Below are 15443 nucleotides of genomic sequence, written 5' to 3' on the forward strand. Positions count from 1 at the left end.
CGTTTACTCTAGATACGATACTCGACATGTGGCGCACCCGTGAAGCGCCTGCCAATAAGCACAAGAAGAATAGGAAGCGTTCCTCAATGAAGCTGAAGCGTTCCGTACTGGCAGCTGGAACTGCCATCGCCATCGCACTCGGTGCAACCCCAGCAACCGCAGCTGAGCTGACCCCACAGCAGGTCGCCGGCGATGTCGCAGTGGGCACAGTCAAGCCCCTTGATTGGGAACCACGCGCAGTCACCACTGGTAAACCACAGACCTGGCTCACCTACGTTGATGGCCACACCATCCAGGCCTACTCCGTGTACTCGCCATCCATGGACCGTGAAGTTCCTGTCGCTGTCATCCCAGCACGCGATGCCGAAGGCAACCACATCGACAACGCACCAACCGTGTACCTGCTCAACGGCGCCGGCGGTGCCGAGCAGGATTCTGACTGGCTGAAGATGACCAACAAGCTCAAGTTCTACCAGGACAAGGGCGTCAACGTCGTAATCCCGCAGGCCGGCGCGTTCACCTACTACGCCGACTGGCTGAAGAAAGATCTGAACACCCCGTACCTGAAGGGCCCCCAGATGTGGGAAACCTTCGTGACCAAAGAGCTGCCAGGTCCCATCGAGTCGCATCTGAAGGCAGACAACCGACGTGCAATCGTTGGCTTCTCCATGTCCGCAACCTCGGCCCTACTCATGGCACAGCACAACCCGGGCTTCTACGATTCGGTCGCATCCTTCTCGGGGTGTGCAGCAACGTCCACCCCAATCCCGTACCAGTTCCTGCGCCTGACCGTGCAGCGTGGCTCCGGCACGTTGAATGACTTCAACATGGTCACCCCTGAAATGATGTACGGCCCCATGGGCGGTGGCTACAACCGTTACAACGATGCTCTTGTCAACGCCGAGAAACTCCGTGGCCATGACCTCTACATCTCCACCGCTACCGGTCTTGCAGCAGAGACTGACATGATGGGGTACTACACCGCCCGTGGCGTAGACCCAGCTGTTGGATCTGCAAACGCTTTGCGGCTCCAACTCGAAGGTGGCGTGATTGAGGGCGCGATGAACGCGTGCACCCATGATTTGAAGGCGAAGCTCGACTCCAAGGGCATCCCAGCCCACTACGAGCTGCGCAACGCTGGCACCCACTCCTGGCCAGGCTGGCGCACCGACTTGGAGAAGTCCTGGTTTACCACCATCGCCCCGTCGTTTGGGATGTAGCGTCGATAAGCACCATGGTGCGCCTCAGGCCCCGTCACCCGGCGGGGCCTTTATGCTTGGTCTATGCGCGATATTGATCCTGAACTTCTCGACGACATCATCGGCCAACCAGCCCTAGAGTGGGCACAAGCCTGGTCCGATGACACCCTCGCCGCCTTCGACTTGGAACCGCTGCAGTCGCGGATCTTGGAGGTGCTCGACACCGATGCCCGCATCCCGTATGTCACCCGGCGTGGCGAATTTTTGTACAACTTCTGGCGCGATGCCGACCGCCCGCGCGGTGTGTGGCGCAGGACGCTTATCGACGAGTACCTCACCGACTCCCCCACCTGGGAGGAACTCATCGACGTTGACGCCCTAGCCGCCGCGGAAGATGAGGACTGGGTGTGGAAGGGCGCCGTGGTACGTGCCCCGCAGTATGACCGTGCGCTGATCAAACTTTCCCGCGGCGGTGCCGATGCAACCGTGGTGCGCGAGTTCGATATGGCTAGTCTCGACTTGGCTAGTCTCGATGGCAGCCTCGGCAGCAGCGCCGCGTTTGTACTTCCGGAAGCGAAAAGCTACGTCTCTTGGGCCGGCGATGATGTGCTGGTGGGCACCGACACCGGCGCGGGTTCCCTGACGGAATCCGGCTACCCGCGCGAAGTCCGCCTGTGGCGTCGCGGCCAGCAGCTTTCCGACGCCCAAGTGATCTTCTCCGGCCAACCAGACGACGTGTTGGTTGTCGGCTCCTACGACCCCACTCCAGGTTTTGAGCGCACCGTCGTCACGCGCGCGATCGACTTCTACAACTCCGAAACCTTCATCGACGGGGTGCGCCTCGACATCCCCACCGACTGCGAGGCCACCGCGCACCGCCAGTGGCTCTTCCTCCAACCTCGCACCACGTTTTCAGACATCCCGGCCGGAGCATTAGCCGTTATGCTTTACGACGACTACCTTTCCGGCTCCCGAGACTTCACCCTTCTGGTAGAGCCTGATGAGCACACCTCAGTGGAGTCCCTCGCATTTACTGCTTCCGAGCTGCTGGTGACCACTCTTGTGGACGTGGCCACCCAAATCCACTCCTACCGGCTGGGCACCTGGGAGTGTCGGGAGGTGGGGTTGCCGGGGGCGTCGTCGGCAAGCGTGGTTGCCACAAGCCCGCTCGACGGCGACGAGTACTGGATCAACACCTCCAGCTTCACCCAACCGTCCACCCTGCTCCGCGGCTCCGGAGGAGGGTCGGTCGCCGGCACAGAGGTCGTCGAGGTGAAGCGGGCGCCGGAACTATTCGATGCTTCTGGCCTTGAAACCCGCCAACACTGGGTTGAATCTGCCGACGGAACGAAAATTCCGTACTTCATTACCGGTAACTTCTCTAGCGGTGACTCCCATGAACCGCGCCCCACACTCGTCGGGGGCTACGGCGGGTTCGAGGTCTCACTCACTCCCGGCTACTCCGCAGTGCGGGGACGCGCATGGCTGGAACGCGGGTACTACTACGTGCAACCCAACCTTCGTGGCGGCGGCGAATTCGGACCGCAGTGGCACTCCCAGGTGGTCAAAACCAACCGCCACAAAGTGTGGGAAGACCATCGAGCTACGCTCGATGACCTAGTGCGTCGCGGTTACACCACGCCCGAACTGATCGGGATTCGCGGCGGATCCAACGGCGGGCTGCTCACCTCCGGAGCTTTAGTCCAGTACCCCGACGCACTCGGGGCCGCCGTGATCCAGGTGCCGTTGACGGACATGCTGCGCTACCACACCCTGTCAGCCGGCGCGTCATGGATGGCGGAATACGGCAACCCCGACGACCCCACCGAACGCGCCGCCATTGAAAAATGGTCACCGCTGCACAACATCCCACAGCACAACATCCCCGGAGGAACGAACTCGCCGCTGCCTCCGGCGCTGGTCACCACCTCCACCCGCGACGACCGCGTCCACCCAGCGCATGCCCGCAGGTTTGCGCTCGCCCTGCACCAGGCAGGCCAGCCCGTGGACTACTACGAAAACACTGTCGGCGGCCACGCAGGGGCTGCAGACAACACCCAGACCGCGCGCGTGGAGGCACTGATCTACTCCTGGTTAGATCGCCAGCTTGGCTAGAAAGTAAGATGAATCCACGATGACTAGCAACAGGCTGCGCTCCACACCCATCCCCGGCAACCGCGACGGGTACACCGGCGTCGACTTCAACCTCGGCTACCACATCAGGCACTATGACCTCGACCTGACCTACCGTGTGGACCCCAACCGTCTCGAAGGCACCGCCACCCTGCTGATGGATAACTGGGCTCCCCTGCGCGGCCTCACTCTCGATTTGATGCAGAACATGGTCGCCCGCCGCGTTGTCGCCCACGGCAGCGCAGGCCTGAACATCACGGTGGCCAAGTTCAAACAGTCCGGTAACAAACTGCGCATCACATTCGCAGACGAAGTGCCCGTGGATTCTGAGTTCCGCCTCGCCATTTCCTACGGCGGCAATCCCCGCCCACGCCGCACCTCCTGGGGAGATATCGGCTGGGAGGAGCTGGAAAACGGCGCGCTGGTAGCCAGCCAGCCCAATGGTGCACCGTCCTGGTTCCCGTGCGACGACACCCCCGACGAGAAAGCCACCTACACCCTCACCATCAGCGCGGATGATCCTTATGTTGTGGTGTGCAACGGGCGGCTCGTCGATAAGCGAAGTGGTAGTTCACGCACCACCTGGCGCTACGAAACCACCCATCGCATGGCCACCTACCTGGCCACCGTGCAGGTCGGCGAGTACCAACGCCACGAGCTGGGCCGCAACACCCACGTGTGGGTCAGCGCGCAGAACGCTGCCGCCGCCTGCACCGCGCTGCGCGACCAGCAGGCCATGCTCGACTTCTACGAGCAGCTTTTTGGCCCCTACCCTTTTGCTGAGTACACGGTGGTGGTCACCGACGATGAGTTGGAGATCCCGCTGGAGGCGCAAGGCCTGAGCATTTTTGGTGTGAACCACATGACTGGCTGGGAACGACTGATCGCGCATGAGCTCGCCCACCAGTGGTTTGGCAATTCGCTGGGCGTGGCGCAGTGGGACGATATTTGGCTCAACGAGGGGTTTGCCTGCTACTGCGAGTGGCTCTGGTTCGAGCATCGTGGCACACCCGCCCAGGTCAATGTGGACCGCGAGTACGCGATTTTGCAGCGTAAACCGAAGGATATCGTGGTGGGTTCGCCGGGCCCGCGCGACATGTTCGACGACCGCGTGTACAAGCGTGGCGCCATGGCGTTGCACGCTTTACGACGAGCACTTGGCAGCTCCGCCTTTTTCGACGCGTTGCGCCGCTATGTTGCCGCCGGAGCCCATAGTGTTGTGGAGCCGCAGGATTTGAAGCGTGAACTGTATGGCGCCGCTGAGGCTACGGCTGTTGGGCGCGCGCGTATCGACGACATCCTCCACGACTGGCTCTTTGAGATGTCGCTGCCGGAGTGTCCTCGATGACTGGCCCTCACCCTGGCGATGGGAAAGCCGGCGGTGTGAAGGCGCTGTCGCTGGCCACGATCTTCGCTGCGTTGTCAGGGTTTGTGGTGATTTGGGTGGCGCAATGGCCCCTCGACGCCGAAACACAATTGCGGTATTTCCAGGCCTACTGGGGTTTGTTTTTCGCCTCTGCCGGTGTGATCGATGGGATTACGCAAGAAACCACCCGTGCCGTGGCCGCGCGGGCCTCGCAAGCGCGGACTTCGCAGGCTCAGTCCGCGGAGGCCAGAGAATGTACAGCGTCCCGCCAGATCGCTAAGGAGGGCGGGGCCGAGTCCGCCAGTCCGTGGCGGTTCGGCGCGGTGGTAGCCACAGTAGTGTTCACTGTGGTGCTGGTGGCCAGCTTCTTCATCATGACTAGCGTGGTTCCACCCTCCCCGGGCCTAGCCACCGGGCTGCTTGCGTTCGGCTTGGTGAGCTATGTGTTCCAGGCGGTGCTGTCGGGCATTTTGTCGGGAGCGAACCTGTGGGGGCAATACGCCAGCCTCGTCGCGCTCGACTCCGGTGTGCGCCTGGCGCTGGCGCTGGTGGCGTGGGGGTTCGGCTGGGGGTTGGAGGCGTTTCTGCTGATCACGGTGATCGGTACGCTGAGCTGGGTGGCGGTGCTGGTGGGGTCGTCGTCGTCGGCACGCGCGGCGATCGGGGCGCAACTTGACGTCGCACCCGGCCCCTACGCCCGGCGCGTACTCCAAGCCATGCTGGCCTCCGGGGCAAATGCTGCGTTGATCACCGGCTACCCTACTTTCCTCAACGCGGCGTTCCCACAAGAGGACCCCACCACCACGATCACGATTGCCGGTGTCATCAACGCCGTGACACTCACCCGCGCCCCGATCCTCGTCCCGCTGCAACGGTTCCAATCTATGCTCGTCGTTAAGTTCGTTGAAGCCGGGCGCGGAATATACCGGGCGCTCGCAAAACCTGTGGCCGCAGTGCTGGGCCTGGGCGTTCTCGGGTTTGTGGCTGCCTGGCTGGTGGGTCCGTGGATCCTGAAGATCGCGTTCAAACCGGAACTGTTTGTCAACGGGCTAACGCTTGGGCTGCTCACATTCGCTTCGGCACTGACTGGCAGCCTGATGATCACCGGCACGGCAGTACTCGCGCTGGAGCAGCACGGCTGGTATGTGGCGGGGTGGCTGGTGGCATCCGCAGTGGCGTACCTGATCCTGTTCTTTGCACCGTTGGGGCTGTTGCCGGCGGTGATTGTGTCGCTGATGGCAGGCCCAATGGCAGGTGCTGTGGTGCACCTGCTGGGGTTAGGTCGTGCTCGCCGGATCGCTCGCAGCTGATTCTGCGGCGGGACTGGGCGCGGCGCGCGGCGGGCCGTGTTTGACTAGCCGCATGGCCCCGCCCCGGGCCACCGGGTGATCATTCAGCCTCGCCTGCCCAAACGGTGAGACGTGGTAGTTTTCGCCGCCGCGTTGTTCGATGTGGCCGTAGATGTCGGTGTCGCTCATCCTGCCGTTGTCGTAGTCGCACACGGTGGACAGATTGTTGTTAGAGGTGGGTCCGCCGCGCGAGTACGGTACGTTGTGGTTGATTTGGCAGTAGTCGGCACCGGTGCCACACCCGTCGCAGGTGCATACGGGTTCGACGGCGGCGCGTGCTTCGCGCTGCTTGTCTGTGGCGAACCGGCCTTCGAACACGTTGAGTACACCCAGCATGGGTGAGACTAGGACGATGCGGCAGTGTTCGGCAAGGTTTTCGCGCGCCAGGTCTGAGGACAGCACGCGGGTGCCGTTGGTCAGCGACAGGATCACATCACCGTCGGGAAGTTCTTCACCGATGGAGGCGACGTCGTCGGCACGCACGATCACGCGGGCGGCAAGTTTCGGTTCGGTGGCTTCGCCCCCACCGAAGATGCGTTTGATGGCTTCTTCGGCGCGTTGGTCTTCGGGCACGCTGGCCAGTGAGTCCATGGCGGCGCGCACGAGGTGGCCGGGCGCGGTGGCGGTCAGGCGCATGTTGGTGGAGTTTGGGAGTGCACGGGCGCTTATCGACGTTTCGTTCGTGACTTTTTCGGGGCCGTTGTATTTGGCGAGGAGCTCGTTTCCGCGTGCTCGGATGGTGCGCAGGATTGGTGGCTGTTTGGTTAGTTCCTCGCGCATTTTCCAGGAGTGCTTTTTGTTGTTGAGCTTGTTGATCTGCTTCTCAATTTCATTGAGTGTGTGCAGTGTGTGACGTTTTTCGGCGGCGGTGCGGCGGGAGCGTTCTTGGTAGCGGGTGTGCCCTGTGGAGCCGTAGTAGACGGTGGCGAGTTTTTGCAGCAGTTTCGCCATGGTGGTGTCTAGGCCGTCTTTGCACATATCAATGACCGACTTGCCGTATGCGCCCTCCAGGATGGAGATTGCGCTGGCCCAGCCGGCTGCGAATGTCTGATATGTGGTCATGTTTCTGAGGCTAAAACAAGGCGCAACTTTTTGCTCACCCTAGTTTGAAATCTGTGGATAATTCGGAGTTGTCCACAGGCCAAAAACGGGGCGGGCGGAAGTATAGTAACGTTTATGGGTTCGATGGTTGTTACTGGCGGCGCCGGGTTTATTGGTGCTAATTTTGTGCGTCTCGTTCGCTCCCGTGACCAGCGGCAGCGAATCACGGTCGTCGATAAGCTCACGTATGCGGGCAACCGGGCCAACCTCGACGGGTTGGATGTGGAGTTTGTGCAGGGGTGTATCACTGATGCCGGGCTTGTCGACGAGGTGGTCGCGGGCGCGGACGCGGTGGTGCATTTTGCGGCGGAGTCGCACAATGATAATTCTTTGGCGGATCCGTCGCCGTTTATTCAGACGAATCTGGTGGGCACGTTCACGCTGTTGGAGGCGGTGCGCAAGTATGGGGTGCGGTTCCACCACGTGTCTACCGATGAGGTATTTGGGGATTTAGCACCCACTGATCCGCGTTTCGACGAACACACCCCCTACCAGCCTAGTTCTCCGTATTCGGCGTCGAAGGCGGGTAGTGATCATCTGGTGCGTGCGTGGGTGCGCTCCTTTGGTGTGGAGGCGACGATTTCGAACTGCTCCAACAATTATGGCCCGTACCAGCACATTGAGAAGTTTATTCCGCGCCAGATCACGAACCTGCTTTCTGGGCGGCCAGCGAAACTCTATGGCACCGGCGAGCAGATCCGCGACTGGATTCATGTCGATGACCACAATGATGCCGTGCTTGCCATCCTGGAGCGCGGCACGATCGGCGAGACCTATTTGATTGGTGCCGGCGGGGAGGCTACCAACAAGCAGGTTATCGAGTTGATCTGCGAACTCATGGGTGGTGAATACGAGCATGTCGCCGACCGTCCCGGCCATGACCAGCGCTACGCCATTGACGCCTCAAAATTGCGGGGCGAGTTGGGGTGGGAGCCGCGCTACACTTCGTCGTTACGCGATGGGCTGGCCCGCACGATCGACTGGTACCGTACGCACGAAACCTGGTGGGCGGCGGACAAGGCGGCCGTGGAGGCGCGCTACGCTCGCACCAATCAGTGAGCCAGCAAGCAAGCTAGTAAGTAAGCTTAGGTGCCATGCAGGTTTCTCCCACGGCGATTGACGGGCTTCTCATTGTTGAGCTAGATGTGCACGGTGATGCGCGCGGCTGGTTTAAGGAGAATTGGCAGCGCGAGAAAATGGTTGCGGCCGGGTTGCCGGATTTTTCGCCGGTGCAAAACAACATTAGCTTCAACACGTCGCGGGGGACCACGCGCGGGTTGCATGCAGAGCCGTGGGATAAGTACGTGTCGGTGGCGAGTGGTGCGGTTTTCGGGGCGTGGATTGATCTGCGGGAGGGCTCATCGTCGTATGGCGCACAGGTGACCTGCGAGATCAGCCCGTCGGTTGCGGTGTTTGTGCCGCGCGGGGTGGCCAATGGCTTTCAGGCACTTCACGACGACACCGCCTACGTGTATCTTGTCAACGCGCATTGGTCGCCGGATGCGCAGTATTCTTTTGTGAACTTGGACGAAGTTCAGTGGCCTCTGGAGCCCACGGAGGTTTCTGATAAGGACATCGCGCATCCCGCGCTTGCCGATGCCACCCCAGTCCCACCGCGCCAAGTGCTGGTGACCGGTGCACATGGGCAGTTGGGGCGGGCTTTGAAGGTGATTGCACCGGGGTGGGAGTATTGCAGCCGTGAGGAATTCGACATTACCGCGCCTCGGGCGCAGTTGCAGCGGTCGCGGGACTGGTCGCAGTACTCGGCGATCATTAACACTGCTGCCTATAACGATGTCAACGGTGCTGAAACCGACCGCGCCACCGCGTGGGCTGTTAATGCTGAGGCACCGGCCCGTCTGGCTTCGATCGCAGCGGAGCATAACCTCACCTTTGTGCACGTCAGCAGTGACTACGTGTTTGATGGCACGCGTGAGGTCCACGCCGAAGATGAGGTGCCCAGCCCCTTGAGCCTGTATGGGGCGTCGAAGGCGGCGGGGGAAGCGTCGGCACGCGTGGTGCCCAAACACTATGTGATTCGCACCTCGTGGGTGTTTGGCGAGGGCAAGAATTTTATGCGCACAATGGCGGATCTTGCTGCGCGCGGAGTCGAACCACGGGTGATTTACGACCAGCGCGGCCGCCCCACCAGCGCCGAAGATCTGGCCAAAGGGATTAAGCACCTGCTGGATGTGGGGGCGGAGTATGGGGTGTACAACGTGTCGTCGGCAGGCGATGTGGTGGGCCGCGACGAGATTGCCATGGCCGTGTTCATCGGGCTCGGGCATGATCCGTCTTCGGTGCACCCGGTAACTACCGAGGAGTATGCGCAGCTAGTGGGCCGGGAGGCTGCGCGCCCGAAAAATTCGGCGTTTGATTTGTCGAAGATCGAAGCAACCGGTTTCCGTCCGAGCAACTGGCGTGCAGCCCTTGCGTTGTACCTTGCTACGCTCTGAATGCACTGCGGGTGTTCACGCGCGAAGCTTTACGCGCGAAGCTTTACGCGCGAAGCCGGAAAGCGGCAAAAGCAGCAACAACTCCCGCAGGCAGAATCAAGAGTGCTGCACCGTGGCCAATTGCTTGCCCACCGCCCGCCATACTCCCGTTCACCAAGAACCCAAGGAGAAAAGTGACAAGCGTTGCACCCAAGGCCACTTCGAAGTACGAGACGAGGTTGCGGATCGACTGCACAGACCGCGCAAGTTCGGACCCTTCGTTATACGCTCCGCTCAACGATTCACGGAGCAAGAATCCACGAAAAACACCGACTACGATCAACAGTCCTGCCGTAGCGACGGCAAAGAACTCACCATCAGCGACCGTTTTCCAGATGAAGACAGCCGCAGTGAAAGTCAGCAGAAGAAAATAAGCCGGAACCTTCATATTCCTTTCCAAACATACGACCATTCCACATCCACTGCAACAGCTTATTGCAGCGTGGGCAGGATGTGGATGCGTTGGAGTCAAAACCTCTTTGAGAAGCGACCATCCCATCAATCAATTCAGGTGTGAGTCCAAGCTCTTTGGAGTATCTCAGCGTCAGGATATCTCCCTTAATCCGATATTCTCGATACTCCATCCTCCCGGGTTGCCCAAGAGGTGAAAACTCTCATACCTAACTGTAAGATTCTTCTCTTCAACAACGTTCGCGAAAACGAAATCTAAAGACCGTCAGGGCTAGCAATACGTTCCCGGAACACCCTCTGCGGGTGGTTGGTGTCCGCACCAGAAACCACGCCGACAAAGCCGCGGCCCGGGATCCATGCGGGGCTGCCGGAGTCACCGGGGCCTACACCGGGAAGGTGACTATGCACGTTCTTGTTATTGTTGGGGCCGGTTCCAACATCAGTAACCCGGCCGCACACGACGCGGTGGTCGGTGCGATCCCACGCGCAGAGCTGCTCGCCTGGTCGTACGGTGTGGTGCGGGACGCGGGCATCCCCGGTGTGGATGTTCGCACCAATATTAATGCCGTCGACGAAGCGGATCTTCGCCACATCTGTGGCACCAGCGTTCAGGTCGAGCATATTGGAGTGCTCCACGAAACCGATCAGCTGGGCGTGCGAATTAAACACAGGTTCTCCGGGGAACGCGCAGTGGGCAGCGGTGTAGCCGACGCGTGCTGCTCGGTCGACGTAGCCCAAGGTGCACGTGTTCCAGATGTGGCCGCGGAAGCCCATGATTTCGTCACCTTGGGTAACAGTAGTGCCACGCGGTGCTGCCAGGCCGAGGGCAGGTGCCGCCGCTGAGGATCCCTGCACAGGCACCGACGACGCATGCGCCTCCGGCACGACACCGAGCGAACCTGCCCCAATCACGCCGACGCTGAGCAGCCAAGCGCACGCAGCCCCGACCATTTTCTTGAAACGCATGTTACCTCCTGTTACTGGCGTTGCAGTTTACCTTACACTGCGCACCGCCGTGCGTCACTGCACGACTTCTTTACGCGCGAACAGGTTTCATCATTATCCAGCAAGACACACAAGACCAGTGACCTATGGTTCTGATCACATCCATTGACTTGGAGTGATTCAGAGCGTTAATCTCCCCGATATAGTCGTTTTCGTCGAGTGCGGAGGGAACATGCGGAGGCAGGCTTATCGACGACAAACAAGACCCGGAAAGCTCCCAGTGTAAAAGTATGCAAGCTGAGCTGCCGCAATAGCCAAGAAGGGGTAAACCAATGTCATCAACACCGGATGTGCGACGAACACCGACAGGGGAAGCAGTCTCACTCCTACTCGCTCTTTTGGTGGCAGTGTTCGCGTTTCAGCTCAACGCGTCTATGCTGTCTCCGGCCCTGGCAACAATGGAGGCAGAACTTAACGCCACTGCAGCCCAGATTGGCCTGACGCAAACCGCATTTTTTACGGCTGCAGCGTTGTTCTCACTCTTTCTTCCGCGGTGGGGCGACCTCATTGGTCGTCGTAAAGTTCTCGTCGGAATGATGCTCGTTACTGGTATCGGCTGTGTTGTTGCAGCACTCGCCCCAAACGTTACGGTCCTTTTCATCGGCCGCGTGATCCAAGGTGTGGCAGGCCCGACGGTTCCGCTGTGCTTGATTATGCTGCGCCAGCAGGTGCCAAACGAAAAGCAATACGCCCTATATATGGGCATTCTCACCTCTGTCAACGGCGGAATTGGTGGCGTTGATGCGTTGGCTGGCGGATGGCTTGCTGGCACCTTCGGTTTCCGCTCTATTTTCTGGGTGATGGCCGGGTTTTGTGTTGCAGCAGTCTTTGCAGTGCAGTTCTTTACCCGTGAATCACGCGCGAAGGAACATCAGCCAATGGACTGGGCCGGTGTGTTACCACTGGCCATTGCAATCGGTGCCCTCCTCACCGCGTTCAACGAGGCGGGCAAGATTCAAGACGCCAACTGGTGGCTCGTTGTTCTCCTAGTTGCGGTTGGTGTGATCGGAGTGGTTGTCTTCTGGAATGTTGAAAAGAAAGTAGCCCACCCGCTTGTCACCGTGGATTACCTCAAACAACGCCGAACCTGGGCATTGCTGCTGACCACACTGCTGACCATGACCGGTGTCTTCGCAATCATGAACGGGCTGATCCCGAACCTCGCCCAAGACCCTGTCAATGGTCCCGGAATGTCCGCCGGCATCGTTTCCTGGTGGACACTTACTCCATATGCCTTAGCAGGTTTGGTTTTCGGGCCGGTCGCTGGCTTACTCGCCGCCAAGTTTGGATACAAGAAAATTCTCCAAGTCGGTATTGCAGGCACGTTCCTCGGCGTTCTTGGGGCGATCTTCATGTCGGCCTCCCCTACCCCTGTGACACTGCTTATCATCTCGATCTTCGTCGGTATAACTTATGCCGGCACCGCCAACATCATGTTGAACGGGCTCGGAGTGGTACTCTCCCCTGCCGATAACCAAGGCTATCTTCCCGGTATGAATGCCGGCGCGTTCAATTTGGGTGCCGGTGTTTCTTTTGCGGTCCTCTTCGCTGTGGCAACTATTTTCGTCGATAGTTCAGGCGGCTACGCAGCAGGCATGGTCGCAGGCGCAATCCTGCTCGCGTGCGCTTTCCTTACCTCATTTCTCATCCCTCAACCCGAAACAATTCCCGATACGTTGGCAGCAGAAGCTGCCCGTAAGACCGAAGGAGTCACTCACAATGCATAAAATCATTCTCGACTGCGATCCCGGCCATGACGATGCCGTGGCGATGCTGTTGGCCTATGGCAATCCCGACATCGACCTGCTCGGCATCACAACCGTCGGCGGCAACCAGACACTTGAAAAGGTCACCTTTAACGCGCGACAAGTGATGACGATCGCGAACATGAGCGACGTTCCCCTGTACGCAGGTGCAACACGCCCACTTGTGCGCCCCGTTGAAGTTGCTGAAGACATTCATGGTGATACCGGAATGGAAATTCACGGCTATGAGTTACCGGAACCTACCGTCGATACGCACGAGGGCAGTGGCGTGCAGTTCATCATCGACACCGTGATGTCGCACGAACCCGGTACCGTCACCCTTGTGCCCACAGGCCCGCTGACCAATATTGCCCTCGCAGCCCGGCTGGAGCCACGCATCGTGGAGCGCGTGAAGGAAGTCGTACTGATGGGTGGTGGCTACCATGTTGGGAACTGGTCCGCTGTGGCCGAGTTCAATATTAAGATCGACCCGGAAGCTGCCCATATCGTGTTCAATGAGCCGTGGAAACTGACCATGGTGGGCCTGGATCTCACCCACCAGGCTTTGGCCACCCCTGAGGTTGAAGCAGAGATCAAGTCGATTGGTACGGACACCGCCGACTTTGTTGTGGGGCTTTTCGGCGCTTTCCGGAAGAATTATCAGGACGCGCAAGGGTTTGAAAATCCTCCCGTGCACGATCCCTGCACCATTGCTTACCTCGTGGATCCGTCGATTGTGGAAACCCGAAAGGTGCCACTCGATGTGGAGCTCAACGGCACACTCACCACCGGGATGACGGTGGCGGACTTCCGGGCTCCGGCCCCTGCTGATTGCAACACTCAGGTGGCCACGAAGTTGGATGCGCCGAAGTTCTGGGATCTGGTTGCCGCAGCAATTCGCGCTATCGGCTAGCGCGCTAGACTCGCTAAGCATGAAGGGCATTATTCTCGCTGGCGGATCGGGCACGCGGCTGTACCCCATCACGAAGGGCATTTCGAAGCAGCTGATGCCCATCTATGACAAACCCATGATCTACTACCCGCTGTCCACGCTGATTGGCGCGGGGATCAGGGAGATCTTGATTATTACTACCCCGGAGGATCAGGACGCTTTTCGACGATTGCTTGGTGACGGCTCGGATTGGGGGCTCATGCTCGATTACGCGGTGCAGCCACAACCTGAGGGGTTGGCGCAGGCGTTCATTATTGGCGAGGAGTTTATCGGCGACGATTCTGTGGCACTAGTCCTGGGGGATAATATTTTCGAGGGCGCAGGTCTCAGCCAAGCAACAGCGCGGTGCCAGGCCCCGGACGGTGGCATGATTTTTGCGTATGAGGTGTCGGACCCGCAGCGCTACGGTGTGGTGGAGTTCGACACCGACGGCACGGCTTTGTCGATCGAGGAGAAACCAGAGCACCCAAAGAGCAGTTTTGCGGTGGTGGGGCTGTATTTTTACGACAACGGCGTGGTGGATATTGCGAAGCAGATCCGGCCCAGCGCGCGCGGTGAGTTGGAGATCACCGCTGTCAATGAGGCGTACCTGGAGCAGGGCCGGTTGCAGGTTCAGCGCCTGCAGCGCGGGGATGTGTGGCTGGATACCGGAACGATTGATTCGATGGCGGAGGCCAGCGCCTATGTTGAGGTGATCCAGAAGCGGACGGGTTCGATCGTCGGCAGCCCGGAGGTGGCCGCCTACCGGGAGGGCTTCATCAACGCCGCCCAGCTAGAAAAGCTGGCCGGGCCGATGATGAAGTCAGGCTACGGGGTATACCTGCTCGAAGCGATCGATCTATAGTGGTGCCATGGTCTCCCCCGTTACGGCCCTGATGTCGATCTACGCGCGTACCCAGCCCGCCGAGTTGCGCGCGGCACTGGATTCCCTGGCGGCGCAGACTCTGCCTGCGGCACGGATCATCGTGGTGATCGACGGCCCCGTACCCGACGAATTACACACGCTTATCGACGAATACCCCAACGCTGTGGCCCACCCACTCGAGCACAACCAAGGCCTTGGGGCGGCGCTGGCTGCAGGTTTGGAGCAGGTAGACACTGAGTTTGTGGCCCGCCTGGACTCGGACGATATCGCGTTTCCTGACCGTTTTGAGAAGCAGGTGGAGTTTCTGCGCAACAACCCAGACATCGCGGTGGTGGGGACAGCGGTGCAGGAATTCGACGACACCATTTTTAGTGCGACTGGCCAGCTGGAGGCGTCGTTAGGCGAGATCCGGAGGCTTCCGGAAGACCCAAGCGCGTATGCGAAACTGAATTCACCGCTGAATCATCCGTCGGTGATGATGCGTACCGCCGACGTCCGCGCCGTGGGTGGCTACCGCCACCTGCCGTTTATTGAGGACTATGACCTGTGGGCCCGGCTGCTTGCGGACGGTAAAAAGCTGCACAATATGGCCGAACCGCTGACCTATTTCCGGGTTAGCGACGCACAGCTGGCACGACGCACCAACAAGAAAATGCTGCGGTCTGAGATCCAACTCCAGAAAAATCTGGCCAGCTACGGGCTGGTGTCACCCCCGCGCGCGGCGGCGAACCTGGTGGTGCGCACCACCTACCGCATGCTGCCCACGGCAGTGCTACGCAAAGTCAATGGGCTGCTATTCCACCGGTAGCGGTTATGATATGA

At 59.9% G+C, this 15443-nt stretch carries 13 protein-coding genes; 10 read left to right on the forward strand and 3 right to left on the reverse strand.

Annotated elements, in window-relative coordinates; genetic code table 11:
• Positions 1 to 86: 86 nt before the first annotated feature.
• The 4 genes from CKV99_RS10935 to CKV99_RS10950 all read left to right on the forward strand — a co-directional run bounded on the left by CKV99_RS10935 (position 87) and on the right by CKV99_RS10950 (position 6008).
• Positions 87 to 1220, forward strand: coding sequence for an alpha/beta hydrolase (locus CKV99_RS10935; RefSeq protein ID WP_092260566.1), 1134 nt, complete (start codon positions 87 to 89; stop codon positions 1218 to 1220).
• A 63-nt stretch (positions 1221 to 1283) separates the two neighbouring features.
• The gene (locus CKV99_RS10940) at positions 1284 to 3314 is read left to right on the forward strand and encodes a prolyl oligopeptidase family serine peptidase (RefSeq protein WP_092260564.1); all 2031 of its coding nucleotides are present in this window, start codon (positions 1284 to 1286) and stop codon (positions 3312 to 3314) included.
• A 19-nt stretch (positions 3315 to 3333) separates the two neighbouring features.
• Positions 3334 to 4680 (forward strand): M1 family metallopeptidase, encoded by a 1347-nt coding sequence (locus CKV99_RS10945; RefSeq protein ID WP_092260562.1) that lies wholly within the window; start codon positions 3334 to 3336, stop codon positions 4678 to 4680.
• Positions 4677 to 6008 carry a hypothetical protein gene (locus tag CKV99_RS10950; protein WP_231910020.1) on the forward strand — a complete coding sequence of 444 codons (1332 nt, stop codon included), beginning with the start codon at positions 4677 to 4679 and terminating at the stop codon, positions 6006 to 6008. The genes CKV99_RS10945 and CKV99_RS10950 overlap by 4 nt, the downstream gene beginning before the upstream one ends.
• On the opposite strand, the gene CKV99_RS10955 is transcribed toward CKV99_RS10950, so the two are convergent.
• Complete coding sequence (locus tag CKV99_RS10955) at positions 5976 to 7109, reverse strand: HNH endonuclease signature motif containing protein (RefSeq protein WP_143063475.1); 1134 nt, start codon at positions 7107 to 7109, stop codon at positions 5976 to 5978. The genes CKV99_RS10950 and CKV99_RS10955 overlap by 33 nt on opposite strands.
• A gap of 123 nt (positions 7110 to 7232) precedes the next feature.
• Between CKV99_RS10955 and rfbB the strand changes: the two genes are divergently transcribed.
• The gene (gene rfbB / locus CKV99_RS10960) at positions 7233 to 8207 is read left to right on the forward strand and encodes a dTDP-glucose 4,6-dehydratase (protein WP_177178140.1); all 975 of its coding nucleotides are present in this window, start codon (positions 7233 to 7235) and stop codon (positions 8205 to 8207) included.
• Between the two features lie 35 nt (positions 8208 to 8242).
• Complete coding sequence (locus CKV99_RS10965; RefSeq protein ID WP_092260558.1) at positions 8243 to 9604, forward strand: sugar nucleotide-binding protein; 1362 nt, start codon at positions 8243 to 8245, stop codon at positions 9602 to 9604.
• A gap of 43 nt (positions 9605 to 9647) precedes the next feature.
• On the opposite strand, the gene CKV99_RS10970 is transcribed toward CKV99_RS10965, so the two are convergent.
• Together CKV99_RS10970 and CKV99_RS10975 are read right to left on the reverse strand one after the other, a co-directional pair.
• On the reverse strand, positions 9648 to 10031 hold the full coding sequence (locus CKV99_RS10970) for a hypothetical protein (protein ID WP_092260556.1): 384 nt from the start codon (positions 10029 to 10031) through the stop codon (positions 9648 to 9650).
• A gap of 278 nt (positions 10032 to 10309) precedes the next feature.
• Entirely contained in the window at positions 10310 to 11020 is a 711-nt protein-coding gene (locus tag CKV99_RS10975; RefSeq protein WP_092260554.1) for a hypothetical protein, read from the reverse strand.
• A gap of 311 nt (positions 11021 to 11331) precedes the next feature.
• Here CKV99_RS10975 and uriT point away from each other — a divergent pair, with 311 nt between their 5' ends.
• The 4 genes from uriT to CKV99_RS10995 are packed head-to-tail and all read left to right on the forward strand — an operon-like array spanning position 11332 to position 15429.
• Entirely contained in the window at positions 11332 to 12786 is a 1455-nt protein-coding gene (gene uriT / locus CKV99_RS10980; RefSeq protein WP_092260552.1) for a uridine transporter UriT, read from the forward strand.
• Complete coding sequence (gene uriH, locus CKV99_RS10985; RefSeq protein ID WP_092260550.1) at positions 12779 to 13717, forward strand: uridine-preferring nucleoside hydrolase UriH; 939 nt, start codon at positions 12779 to 12781, stop codon at positions 13715 to 13717. Before uriT ends, uriH begins: the two co-directional genes overlap by 8 nt.
• 19 nt (positions 13718 to 13736) lie before the next feature.
• Positions 13737 to 14600: a glucose-1-phosphate thymidylyltransferase RfbA gene (rfbA, locus tag CKV99_RS10990; RefSeq protein ID WP_092260548.1), complete on the forward strand. Its 864-nt coding sequence runs from the start codon at positions 13737 to 13739 to the stop codon at positions 14598 to 14600.
• Between the two features lie 7 nt (positions 14601 to 14607).
• On the forward strand, positions 14608 to 15429 hold the full coding sequence (locus tag CKV99_RS10995; protein WP_092260546.1) for a glycosyltransferase: 822 nt from the start codon (positions 14608 to 14610) through the stop codon (positions 15427 to 15429).
• The last annotated feature ends 14 nt before the right edge of the window (positions 15430 to 15443 follow it).

The sequence above is a fragment of the Corynebacterium cystitidis genome, from assembly GCF_900187295.1.
Taxonomy (GTDB): Bacteria; Actinomycetota; Actinomycetes; order Mycobacteriales; family Mycobacteriaceae; genus Corynebacterium; species Corynebacterium cystitidis.

Bases quoted from the DNA above. Each gene is read 5' to 3' on its own strand.
- CKV99_RS10970 (WP_092260556.1), bottom strand. From the start codon at position 10,031: ATGAAGGTTCCGGCTTATTTTCTTCTGCTGACTTTCACTGCGGCTGTC.
- CKV99_RS10950 (WP_231910020.1), top strand. From the start codon at position 4,677: ATGACTGGCCCTCACCCTGGCGATGGGAAAGCCGGCGGTGTGAAGGCG.
- rfbA (WP_092260548.1), top strand. From the start codon at position 13,737: ATGAAGGGCATTATTCTCGCTGGCGGATCGGGCACGCGGCTGTACCCC.
- CKV99_RS10935 (WP_092260566.1), top strand. From the start codon at position 87: ATGAAGCTGAAGCGTTCCGTACTGGCAGCTGGAACTGCCATCGCCATC.
- uriT (WP_092260552.1), top strand. From the start codon at position 11,332: ATGTCATCAACACCGGATGTGCGACGAACACCGACAGGGGAAGCAGTC.
- CKV99_RS10955 (WP_143063475.1), bottom strand. From the start codon at position 7,109: ATGACCACATATCAGACATTCGCAGCCGGCTGGGCCAGCGCAATCTCC.
- CKV99_RS10965 (WP_092260558.1), top strand. From the start codon at position 8,243: ATGCAGGTTTCTCCCACGGCGATTGACGGGCTTCTCATTGTTGAGCTA.
- CKV99_RS10940 (WP_092260564.1), top strand. From the start codon at position 1,284: ATGCGCGATATTGATCCTGAACTTCTCGACGACATCATCGGCCAACCA.
- CKV99_RS10945 (WP_092260562.1), top strand. From the start codon at position 3,334: ATGACTAGCAACAGGCTGCGCTCCACACCCATCCCCGGCAACCGCGAC.
- CKV99_RS10995 (WP_092260546.1), top strand. From the start codon at position 14,608: ATGGTCTCCCCCGTTACGGCCCTGATGTCGATCTACGCGCGTACCCAG.
- rfbB (WP_177178140.1), top strand. From the start codon at position 7,233: ATGGTTGTTACTGGCGGCGCCGGGTTTATTGGTGCTAATTTTGTGCGT.
- uriH (WP_092260550.1), top strand. From the start codon at position 12,779: ATGCATAAAATCATTCTCGACTGCGATCCCGGCCATGACGATGCCGTG.
- CKV99_RS10975 (WP_092260554.1), bottom strand. From the start codon at position 11,020: ATGCGTTTCAAGAAAATGGTCGGGGCTGCGTGCGCTTGGCTGCTCAGC.